The organism is Duganella levis (assembly GCF_009857605.1).
Taxonomy (GTDB): Bacteria; Pseudomonadota; Gammaproteobacteria; order Burkholderiales; family Burkholderiaceae_D; genus Rugamonas; species Rugamonas levis.
This window is the reverse complement of sequence record NZ_WWCT01000055.1, coordinates 1-9626: the sequence shown is the minus strand read 5'-3', so window position 1 is coordinate 9626 and position 9626 is coordinate 1. Positions and strand designations below refer to the sequence as shown.

11 protein-coding genes are annotated in these 9626 nt (G+C 66.1%); 8 read left to right on the top strand and 3 right to left on the bottom strand.

Going from position 1 to position 9626, the window contains the following annotated elements:
- Together GTP69_RS30245 and GTP69_RS30240 are read left to right on the top strand one after the other, a co-directional pair.
- Positions 1–459: hypothetical protein (locus tag GTP69_RS30245; RefSeq protein WP_161058338.1), on the top strand; the 459-nt coding region annotated here is incomplete at its 5' end.
- A 13-nt stretch (positions 460–472) separates the two neighbouring features.
- Positions 473–1222, top strand: coding sequence for a TorF family putative porin (locus GTP69_RS30240; protein WP_161058337.1), 750 nt, complete (start codon positions 473–475; stop codon positions 1220–1222).
- Positions 1223–1267: 45 nt separating this feature from the next.
- Here the strand turns inward: GTP69_RS30240 and GTP69_RS30235 are convergent, their stop codons facing one another.
- The 3 genes from GTP69_RS30235 to dapA all read right to left on the bottom strand — a co-directional run bounded on the left by GTP69_RS30235 (position 1268) and on the right by dapA (position 3462).
- Positions 1268–1729 carry a hypothetical protein gene (locus GTP69_RS30235; protein ID WP_161058336.1) on the bottom strand — a complete coding sequence of 154 codons (462 nt, stop codon included), beginning with the start codon at positions 1727–1729 and terminating at the stop codon, positions 1268–1270.
- Between the two features lie 219 nt (positions 1730–1948).
- Entirely contained in the window at positions 1949–2539 is a 591-nt protein-coding gene (locus GTP69_RS30230; RefSeq protein ID WP_161058335.1) for a hypothetical protein, read from the bottom strand.
- Positions 2536–3462: a 4-hydroxy-tetrahydrodipicolinate synthase gene (gene dapA, locus GTP69_RS30225; protein WP_202424636.1), complete on the bottom strand. Its 927-nt coding sequence runs from the start codon at positions 3460–3462 to the stop codon at positions 2536–2538. Before dapA ends, GTP69_RS30230 begins: the two co-directional genes overlap by 4 nt.
- Before the next feature lie 193 nt (positions 3463–3655).
- On the opposite strand from dapA, the gene GTP69_RS31180 reads away from it, so the two are divergent.
- The 6 genes from GTP69_RS31180 to GTP69_RS30200 all read left to right on the top strand — a co-directional run.
- Entirely contained in the window at positions 3656–3748 is a 93-nt protein-coding gene (locus tag GTP69_RS31180) for a potassium ABC transporter ATPase (RefSeq protein ID WP_199240416.1), read from the top strand.
- Positions 3745–3834 carry a potassium-transporting ATPase subunit F gene (locus tag GTP69_RS30220; RefSeq protein ID WP_161048189.1) on the top strand — a complete coding sequence of 30 codons (90 nt, stop codon included), beginning with the start codon at positions 3745–3747 and terminating at the stop codon, positions 3832–3834. The genes GTP69_RS31180 and GTP69_RS30220 overlap by 4 nt, the downstream gene beginning before the upstream one ends.
- The gene (gene kdpA / locus GTP69_RS30215; protein ID WP_161058334.1) at positions 3834–5636 is read left to right on the top strand and encodes a potassium-transporting ATPase subunit KdpA; all 1803 of its coding nucleotides are present in this window, start codon (positions 3834–3836) and stop codon (positions 5634–5636) included. Before GTP69_RS30220 ends, kdpA begins: the two co-directional genes overlap by 1 nt.
- A gap of 9 nt (positions 5637–5645) precedes the next feature.
- Entirely contained in the window at positions 5646–7754 is a 2109-nt protein-coding gene (gene kdpB, locus GTP69_RS30210; RefSeq protein WP_161058333.1) for a potassium-transporting ATPase subunit KdpB, read from the top strand.
- A gap of 40 nt (positions 7755–7794) precedes the next feature.
- Entirely contained in the window at positions 7795–8406 is a 612-nt protein-coding gene (gene kdpC, locus GTP69_RS30205) for a potassium-transporting ATPase subunit KdpC (RefSeq protein WP_161058332.1), read from the top strand.
- A gap of 27 nt (positions 8407–8433) precedes the next feature.
- Positions 8434–9626: KdpD family sensor histidine kinase (locus GTP69_RS30200; RefSeq protein ID WP_503826652.1), on the top strand; the 1193-nt coding region annotated here is incomplete at its 3' end.

Below are 9626 nucleotides of genomic sequence, written 5' to 3'. Positions count from 1 at the left end.
GCCTGGTGCGGCGAATTGGCGGCGGCCGGCGTGCGGCCGCGGGTGGCCGCACGCGCCATCTGCGGGCGGGCGTTGGTAGGCGAGCTCGAGCTGCTGCGCACCCGCTACAACGATATCGTCATCGACACCGAGGGCCGCGACACGGCCGACAGCCGCGCCGCGCTGATCGCCGCGCGGCTGGCGATTGTGCCGATCGACGTACCGGTGACGCCGCAACAGGTCGATCTGGCCAGCCAATACAAGCTGATCGCCCGCCTGAATGCTGCGCGCATGTTCAATCCAGGACTGCGCGTGCTGTTTGTCCTGGTTGGCGGCGACGTCCCGCCCAGCGACGAGGAGCGCGCCGCGGCGCGCGCCTATGCGTCGCGGGTGATGTCGGCGACGCTGGCCAGCACCATTATTCGCGGCGCCGCCCCGGCCGATATGGACGGGCTGTACCGCGAAGTTTTCCACCACTGATAGAAAGTAGAGCATGAAAAAATTAGCACTCGCCGCAGCCGTTGCTGCCATGTTGACCACTGGCGTGCACGCCGAAGACGCGGCAGCAACGCCGGCCGCCGTGCCGGACAACGCGGTCAGCTTCAACGTGGCGGCGATCAGCGATTACCGTTATCGCGGCATTTCGCAGACGCGCTTGCAGCCGGCCTTGCAGGGCGGCGCCGATTATGTGAACAATCCGACCGGCCTGTACGCCGGCGCGTGGGCCTCGACCATCACCTGGATCAAGGATGCGGGCGGCGACGGCCATGTGGAACTGGACCTGTATGCCGGCAAGCGCGGCCAGGTGACGGCCGATGTGGCGTATGACGTCGGTGTGCTGACCTATGTTTATGCCTCGAATGGCTTGCCGGTCAGCGCCAATACCACCGAGATCTATGGCCAGCTGGGTTATGGCCCGGCTTACGTGAAGTACTCGCACGCGGTGACCAATCTGTTCGGCTTTGCCGACAGCAAGAACAGCGGCTATCTGGACATCGGCGCCAACATTGACGCCGGCGACGGCTGGACGGTCAACCTGCACGGCGGCCGCCAGAATGTCCGTCATAACGACGCCGCCTCCTACACCGACTGGAAGCTGGGCCTGACCAAGGACTTCGGCGCGGTGACCGGCGCGCTGGCCGTGATCGGCACCAACGCCCAGGCATCGGCCTATACCTCGGCCGCCAACGGCAAATTCCTCGGCAAGACCGCGTTGCAGCTGACCTTCAGCAAGGTGTTCTAAGCCTGCTGGGCGCGCGTCGCACAGCAATGGTGGCGGCGCGCTTGCCTAGCCTTCAGCGCCGGCGAACAGGCGCGCGATCGCGGCTTGTTGCCTGGATCGCGCGACGTCGGCCAGCACCCACTGCTCATTGCCGGGGAAGCGCAGCCACACGGCTTTCCAGGCATTGCGGTTGCCCCCGCCCTGCAAGTTGGCAAAGGCCGATGGCGTGACGAAGCGCTCGCCGCATTTGATCTCTGTCCCGGTGACGACGGCGAAGTAGGGCTTGCGGCCGAACGCGGCGCGCAGTCTGGTGCCCTCCGGCAGATATAGCTGCTTCCATTGATAGCCCGCGCCGCTGGTCGGGCTGGTCTGCTCCTGCGCGGCCGGGGCCGGCGGCTGCATGTAGCGGCGGATGGCGTCGCAGATAACGGGCTCCAGTTCCCAACTGTTCCAATGGATGCCGGTGAGTTCGCCCAGTTCCACCAGCAGGTCGGCCGGAAGACGCATGGGAAATTGAAGGGTAGCCATGGTGGGTCTCCCTAAAAAGCGGTTTTACTAAAAGCCTCTAAACAGTACTACGCAATGCTAAATCGCTCTAAAGCTTACTAAAGTTAGAGCGCCTGCAAGATTTTTAGTTCCCTCAACCGTCCCTTAGAGCGAAATATCGCTGTCTAGTATTAGATAGTACGATTTAGACTGTTTTAGTAAAACGCGAAAAAACAGACACCCACCCTATATCCTCTCGCTTCATAGCGGGCAGGATCTTGGCAGCAGGGCGCCGAGGTGGTGGTAGCTGCTGTGCTGCGGGAAAATCTCGCGGTAGAGGTGGCGTACTTCGGGCGCGCACAGCTTGCCGTCTTCCTTGTAGGCTTGCAGTTCCAGTTCGCTGTGGCGTGAGTGGTAGGTGTCGTGGCCGTCTTCGAGCACCAGCGTGTCGGCCAGGCGTGCGTGCGGCAGTTGGGCGACGAACACCAGCACGCAGCCGGCTTGATGCGCGGTCAGCGGGCGGCGGCCGTGGGCCACCGTCACCAGCACGCGCGCGGACGGATTCACGCTTTGCATGACCTTCAGGCGCGCCAGCAGTTCGGCGCAACCGTCGCGCTCCAGCGCTTCGGGGCGCAGCAGGGCGAGGATGACACCGGCGCGGGCCAGCGCCGTGTCCTGGCTGCGCAGCGAGGCGTCGATTACCAGATCGTCGAATAGTTGGGCGTCGTAGGGGCGGGGATTGGGCGAGACCAGCAGCACCCGTTTGCCGGCCGCGACGCGCAGCATGGCCAGGTCTTCGGCCAGATCGGCCACGGCGCTGTCGCCGTCTTCGCCAGTCAGGGCGACGATCATACGGCCTCCATCATGTTGACGGCCATCGTGGCCTTGGCTGGCCGGTAGAGCGGCAGCGCGTCGAGCGCTTCGAGAGCGGCTGCCAACTGCTGGCGGCAGGAGTCGGTGGCCCGCACCATCGGCAAGCGCAGCTCGTCGCGCAGCAAACCCTGCATCGCCAACGCCGCCTTCAGCGGCGCCGGATTCGGCTCCGAGAACAGCAGCCGCATCATCGGCAGCAGGGCGGCCGCCAAGGCGCGCGCCTCGGCCAGCCGCTGTGCGCGCACCAGATCGAACAGTTGCACATACAAATCGGTCCGGAGATGCGCCGACGCCGAAATCGCACCGTGCGCGCCGCCGCACAGCGCGGCAAACAGCAACACATCGTCGCCGCACAGCACCGACAACGGCGTCTGCTGCACCAGATCGGTCATCTGCTGCAAGCTGCCGCCGGCCTCCTTGATGGCGGCAAACTGCGGCCGCTGCGCCAGCCGCCGGGCGGTGTCCAGCTCCAGCTGCACGCCGGTGCGCGCCGGCACGTTGTACAGCACGATCGGCCGCCCGGTGGCGTCGGCGATGGTCTCGAAATGGCGCACCAGCCCCTCCTGCGACGGCCGCACATAGGCCGGCGTCGACACCAGATAGCCGGCCAGGTCGGCGTCGTCGAATTCCAGCACACGGCTGGCGGCGGCAAAGGTGTCGCTGCCGCCGATGCCCATCAATACCGGGCAGCGCTTGTGCGCCACCTCCAGCACCGCCGCCAGCGCCGCGCTCTGCTCGGCCAGATCCAGCTGCGGCGCTTCGCCGGTGGTGCCGCACACCACCAGGCCGTGAGTGCCAGCGTCGACCACGCGATCGGCCAGCCGTTGCAGCTGCGCCAGGTCGATCTCGCCGTGGCGCATGGGGGTGGCCAGCGGCACCCAGATGCCGTGTAAACAATTCATGATAGTCCAAGGTGGTTGCGATGGAACCAGCGTAGCCAAGCCCCCGTAAAAATGTTCTAAAGAGTCGCCGCCCCGGCGTAAAGAAAAAATAAATTTTTACGCTTTGTTTACACCCCGCCAGCAAGTCTTTACAAAATCTTTAGACCCTTCTGGCTAAGCTTCAAGCTATCAAAACAAGACCTGTGAGGGTGTGATGGACATAGTATTTATCGGCGCGATTGCGCTGTTCTACCTGCTGACGGTGGCCATGGCCGCCGGCTGCGCCAAACTGGGAGGCCAGCCATGAACACGTTCTACCTGATCGGCGCGATCGCCGCCGCTGGCCTGCTGGTCTACCTGGTGGTGGCCCTGCTGAAAGCGGAGGATCTGTGATGAGCATGCAATCGATAATCCTGCTGATCGTGTTCCTGGCGGTGCTGCTGGCGCTGGCCTGGCCGCTCGGCATCGTGCTGGCGCGGGTCGGCGACGGTAACGCCGCCGGCACCAGCCCGCTGCGCGGCTTAGGCTGGCTGGCCAAAATTGAACGCCTGATCTACCGTCTGGCCGGCGTCAACCCGCAAGAAGGCCAGGGCTGGAAAACCTACGCCCTGTCGCTGCTGGCGTTCAGTGTGCTCGGCACACTGGTCACCTACGCGCTGCAACGGCTGCAAATCTGGCTGCCGCTCAACCCGCAGGCAATGGCCAACGTCTCGCCCGACTCCGCCTTCGACACCGCCGTCAGTTTTGTTGCCAACACCAACTGGCAGGGCTACAGCGGCGAACAGACCATGAGCTACCTGACCCAGATGCTGGTGCTGGCCGGCCAGAACTTCTTCTCGGCCGCCACCGGTATCGCCGTCGCCTACGCCCTGATCCGCGGCTTCGCCTCGCGCTCCGCCAAATCGATCGGCAATTTCTGGGTCGACCTGGTGCGCTCGACCCTGTACATCCTGCTGCCGCTGTCGCTGATTCTGGCCGTGGTGCTGATGGCGCAAGGCGTGATCCAGAACTTCGCACCGTACAAGGAAGTGCAGCTGCTCGACCCGGTCACCTACAGCCAGCCGAAAGTCGGCGCCGACGGCCAGCCGCTGCTGGACGCCAAGGGCCAGCCGGTCACCGAAACGCTGACCGCCACCACCCAGACCATCGCCATGGGCCCGGTCGCCTCGCAGGAAGCCATCAAAATGCTGGGCACCAACGGCGGCGGCTTCTTCAACGCCAACTCGGCCCACCCGTATGAAAACCCTACCGCGCTGAGCAACTTCCTGCAGATGCTGGCGATCTTCATCATCCCGGCCGGTCTGTGCTTCGCCTTCGGCCGCATGGTCGGCGACCGCCGCCAGGGCTGGGCCGTGCTGGGCGCCATGACGCTGCTGTTCGTGGTCTGCACCTGCGTGGTGATGGGCGCCGAGCAAAGCGTCCATCCGGGCCTGCAGGCGCTCAACGTCGACCAGAGCATGGGCTATATGGAAGGCAAGGAAACCCGCTTCGGCATTTCCGCCTCGACGCTGTTCGCGGCTGTCACCACGGCTGCCTCATGCGGCGCCGTCAACGCCATGCACGACTCGTTCACGCCGCTGGGCGGCATGATCCCGATGCTGCTGATCCAGTTCGGCGAAGTGATCTTCGGCGGCGTCGGCACCGGCCTGTACGGCATGCTGGTGTTCGCCATCATGGCGGTGTTCATCGCCGGCCTGATGATCGGCCGCACGCCGGAATACCTGGGCAAGAAAATCCAGGCCTATGAAATGAAGATGACCTCGATCGCCATCCTGGTGACGCCGACGCTGGTGCTGGCCGGCACCGCCATCGCTGTGCTGTGCGACGCCGGCAAGGCCGGCATTGCCAACCCCGGCGCGCACGGCTTCTCGGAAATCCTGTACGCGTTCAGCTCGGCCGCCAACAACAACGGCTCGGCGTTTGCCGGCCTGTCGGCCAACACGCCGTTCTACAACAGCATGCTGGCGATCGCCATGTGGTTCGGCCGCTTCGCCATGATCGTGCCGATCCTGGCCATCGCCGGCTCGCTGGCCGGCAAGCAACGCCTCGACGCCAACGCCGGCACCATGCCGACCCACGGCGGCATGTTCATCGGCCTGCTGTGCGGCGTGGTGGTGCTGGTCGGGGTGCTGAACTACGTGCCGGCGCTGGCGCTGGGCCCGATCGTCGAGCACCTGCAGCTGTTTGCCCAATAAGGAATCACCATGTCTACTACAACGCAAAAAGACGCCACCCTGTTTACCAATCCACCGGCCCGCAAGCTGAATATGTTCGATTCGCAGCTGCTGGTGCCGGCCATCGCCGACTCGTTCCGCAAGCTGCACCCGCGCACCCAGTTGCGCAGCCCGGTGATGTTCGTGGTCTACGTCGGCAGCATCATCACCACCGCGCTGGCGGTGCAGGCGCTGCTGGGCAAGGGCGAAGCGCCGTTCGGCTTCATCGCCGCCACCGCCGTCTGGCTGTGGTTCACGGTGCTGTTCGCCAACTTCGCCGAAGCGCTGGCCGAAGGCCGCAGCAAGGCGCAAGCGGCCTCGCTGCGCAGCCTGAAGCAAACGGTCACCGCCAAGAAGCTGGCCACGCCGAAGCACGGCACCACCTGGCTGCCGCAGCCGGCGCTGGACCTGCGCAAGGGCCACTACATCCTGGTCGAAGCCGGTGACGTGATCCCGATCGACGGCGAGGTGATCGAAGGCGTGGCCTCGGTCGACGAAAGCGCGATTACCGGCGAATCGGCGCCGGTAATCCGCGAATCGGGCGGCGATTTTTCCAGCGTCACGGGCGGCACGCGGGTACTGTCGGACTGGCTGGTGGTGAAAGTCACCGCCAATCCGGGCGAGACCTTTCTCGACCGCATGATTTCGATGGTGGAAGGCGCCAAGCGCCAGAAGACGCCCAACGAAATCGCCCTGACCATCCTGCTGGTGGCCTTGACCATCGTGTTCCTGATCGTCACCGTGACCTTGCTGCCGTTCTCGCTGTTCTCGGTGGCCGCTGCCGGCGCTGGCACGCCCGTGACGATCACGGTCCTGATCGCGCTCTTGGTATGCCTGATCCCGACCACCATCGGCGGCCTGCTGTCGGCCATCGGCGTGGCCGGCATGAGCCGCATGATGCAAGCCAACGTGATCGCCACCTCGGGCCGCGCGGTGGAAGCGGCCGGCGACGTCGACGTGCTGCTGCTGGACAAAACCGGCACCATCACGCTGGGCAACCGCCAGGCCTCGGCCTTCATGCCGGCGCCAGGTGTCACCGAACAGCAGCTGGCCGACGTCGCCCAACTGGCGTCGCTGGCCGACGAAACCCCGGAAGGGCGCAGCATCGTGGTGCTGGCCAAGCAGAAGTTCAACATCCGCGAACGCGAAATGGCGACCCTGAACGCGACCTTCGTGCCGTTCACCGCGCAGACCCGCATGTCCGGCATCGACATTGGCCCGCGCGCGATCCGCAAGGGTGCGGCCGACACCGTGCGTCAGTACGTCGAAGCGCTGGGCCAGAAATACCCGAGCGAAGTGGCGCGCAGCGTCGACGACATCTCGCGCCGCGGCAGCACGCCGCTGGTGGTGGTCGACGGCGAGCGCGTGATGGGCGTGGTCGAACTGAAGGACATCGTCAAGGGCGGCATCAAGGAACGCTTCGCCGAGCTGCGCCGCATGGGCATCAAGACCGTGATGATCACCGGCGATAATAAACTGACCGCCGCCGCAATCGCCGCCGAAGCCGGCGTCGACGACTTCCTGGCTGAAGCCACGCCCGAGGACAAGCTCAAGCTGATCCGCAGCTACCAGGCCGAAGGCCGGCTGGTGGCGATGACCGGCGACGGCACCAACGACGCCCCGGCGCTGGCCCAGGCCGACGTCGCGGTGGCGATGAACTCCGGCACGCAAGCGGCCAAGGAAGCCGGCAACATGGTCGATCTCGATTCGAACCCGACCAAGCTGCTGGAAATCGTTGAAATCGGCAAGCAGATGCTGATGACGCGCGGCTCGCTGACGACGTTCTCGATCTCCAACGACATCGCCAAATACTTCGCCATCATCCCGGCGGCGTTCGTCGGCACCTACCCGCAGCTGAAGGCGCTCGACATCATGCACCTGGCCAGCCCGGCCTCGGCCATCATGTCGGCGGTGATCTTCAACGCGCTGATCATCATGGTCTTGATCCCGCTGGCGCTCAAGGGCGTGCCGTACCGGGCCATCGGCGCCGTGGCGCTGCTGCGCCGCAACCTGCTGCTGTACGGCGTCGGCGGCATCATTTTGCCGTTCATCGGCATCAAGGTCATCGATCTGGTGCTGACCGCCCTCAACCTCGTCTAACCCCCGCTCCCCGCGCGCGGGGAGCTTGAAAGGAACTGTCATGGCATCGCAACTGCGTCCCGCCCTCACCATCTTTGCCGCGCTGACCCTGGTCTGCGGCGTGCTGTACCCGCTGGCCGTGACCGGCATCGGCCAGGCCGCGTTTGCCGACCAGGCCAACGGCAGCCTGGTGAGCGTCAACGGCAAAACCGTCGGCTCGTCGCTGATCGGCCAGGCCTTCACCTCGCCGCAATACTTCTGGAGCCGGCCATCGGCCACCGCGCCAATGCCAAACAATGCGGCCGGCTCCGGCGGCGCCAACCAAGGGCCGACCAACCCGGCCCTGATCGACGCCGTCAAAGGCCGCATCGACGCGCTGCACGCGGCCGACACCGCCGTTGGCGTAACCAATAGCGCCGCGATCCCGGTTGATCTGGTGACCGCCTCGGCCAGCGGCCTCGACCCCGAGATCAGCCTGGCCGCCGCCCGCTACCAGGCCGGCCGCATCGCCGCCGCACGCCGCATCAGCAGCGAGCAGGTGCTGGCGCTGATCGCCCGCGAACAGCAGCGCCAGTGGTTCGGCTTCTTCGGCGAAGCGCGCGTCAACGTGCTGGCGCTGAATCTGGCGCTGGACCAGGCGGCGGTAGCCAGCCACGTCCCGGCGCGCGGCTAAGCCACAAGGTACAATCCGCGCATGGCCATGTTCCCCACCGACTCCGTACGACCCGACCCCGATGCGCTGTTGGCGCAGGTGCAGGCGCAGGAGCGCAAGGCCGCGCGCGGCAAACTGCGGATCTACTTCGGCGCCTCGGCCGGCGTCGGCAAGACCTACGCCATGCTGGCGGCCGCCCGCAAACTGCAGGCCGACGGCCAGCCGCTGCTGGTCGGTGTGGTGGAAACCCACGGCCGCGCCGACACCGCCGCCATGCTGGCCGGGCTGCCACTGCTGCCGCCGCGCCAGGTAGCCTACCGCGGCAAGCAGCTCGCCGAATTCGACCTGGACGGCGCCCTGGCCGCGCAGCCGCCGCTGATCCTGATGGACGAACTGGCGCACAGCAACGCCCCCGGCTCGCGCCATCCGAAGCGCTGGCAGGACATCGAAGAACTGCTGGACGCCGGCATCGACGTGCTCACCACCGTCAACGTCCAGCACCTGGAAAGCCTGAACGACGTGGTGGGCGGCATCACCGGCGTGCGGGTCGGCGAAACCGTGCCCGACACCGTGTTCGACCAGGCCGACGAAGTGGTGCTGGTCGATGTGCCGGCCGATGAACTGCTGGCGCGCCTGCAAAGCGGCAAGGTCTACCAGGCGGCGCAGGCCGAACGCGCCTCGAAGAACTTCTTCCGCAAGGGCAACCTGATCGCGCTACGCGAACTGGCCTTGCGGCGCACCGCCGACCGCATCGAAGACGACGTGCGCGCCTACCGCGTGGAAAAATCGATCGCCGACATCTGGAAGACCGGCGCAGCCTTGCTGGCCTGCGTCGGTCCCGGCGCAGGCGGCGAACACACGGTGCGCAGCACGGCGCGGCTGGCCGGCCAGCTGGGCACCGGCTGGCATGCGGTGTACGTCGAAACGCCGGCGCTGCAACGGCTGCCGGCGGCGCAGCGCGAACAAATCCTGAAGACGCTGAAGCTGGCCGAAGACCTGGGCGCCAGCACCGCCGTGCTGTCCGGTGCCGACCTGGCGGCGGCAGCGCTGGACTACGCGCGCAGCCACAACCTGTCCAAGCTGGTGCTGGGGCGGGCGCAGCGGCGCTGGCCGTGGCCGTGGCGCACGGCGCCGCTGAAACGGCTGGCGCAACTGGCGCCCGACCTCGACCTGATCGAAATCGGCGTGCCGCGCAACCAGCCGGTGCCGGCCCGCAGCCGCCATGCCGACGCCGACCCGTA

Coding starts and splice junctions, on each gene's coding strand:
- GTP69_RS30240 (WP_161058337.1), top strand. CDS start 473: ATGAAAAAATTAGCACTCGCCGCAGCCGTTGCTGCCATGTTGACCACT.
- GTP69_RS30235 (WP_161058336.1), bottom strand. CDS start 1,729: ATGGCTACCCTTCAATTTCCCATGCGTCTTCCGGCCGACCTGCTGGTG.
- GTP69_RS30230 (WP_161058335.1), bottom strand. CDS start 2,539: ATGATCGTCGCCCTGACTGGCGAAGACGGCGACAGCGCCGTGGCCGAT.
- dapA (WP_202424636.1), bottom strand. CDS start 3,462: ATGAATTGTTTACACGGCATCTGGGTGCCGCTGGCCACCCCCATGCGC.
- GTP69_RS31180 (WP_199240416.1), top strand. CDS start 3,656: ATGGACATAGTATTTATCGGCGCGATTGCGCTGTTCTACCTGCTGACG.
- GTP69_RS30220 (WP_161048189.1), top strand. CDS start 3,745: ATGAACACGTTCTACCTGATCGGCGCGATCGCCGCCGCTGGCCTGCTG.
- kdpA (WP_161058334.1), top strand. CDS start 3,834: ATGAGCATGCAATCGATAATCCTGCTGATCGTGTTCCTGGCGGTGCTG.
- kdpB (WP_161058333.1), top strand. CDS start 5,646: ATGTCTACTACAACGCAAAAAGACGCCACCCTGTTTACCAATCCACCG.
- kdpC (WP_161058332.1), top strand. CDS start 7,795: ATGGCATCGCAACTGCGTCCCGCCCTCACCATCTTTGCCGCGCTGACC.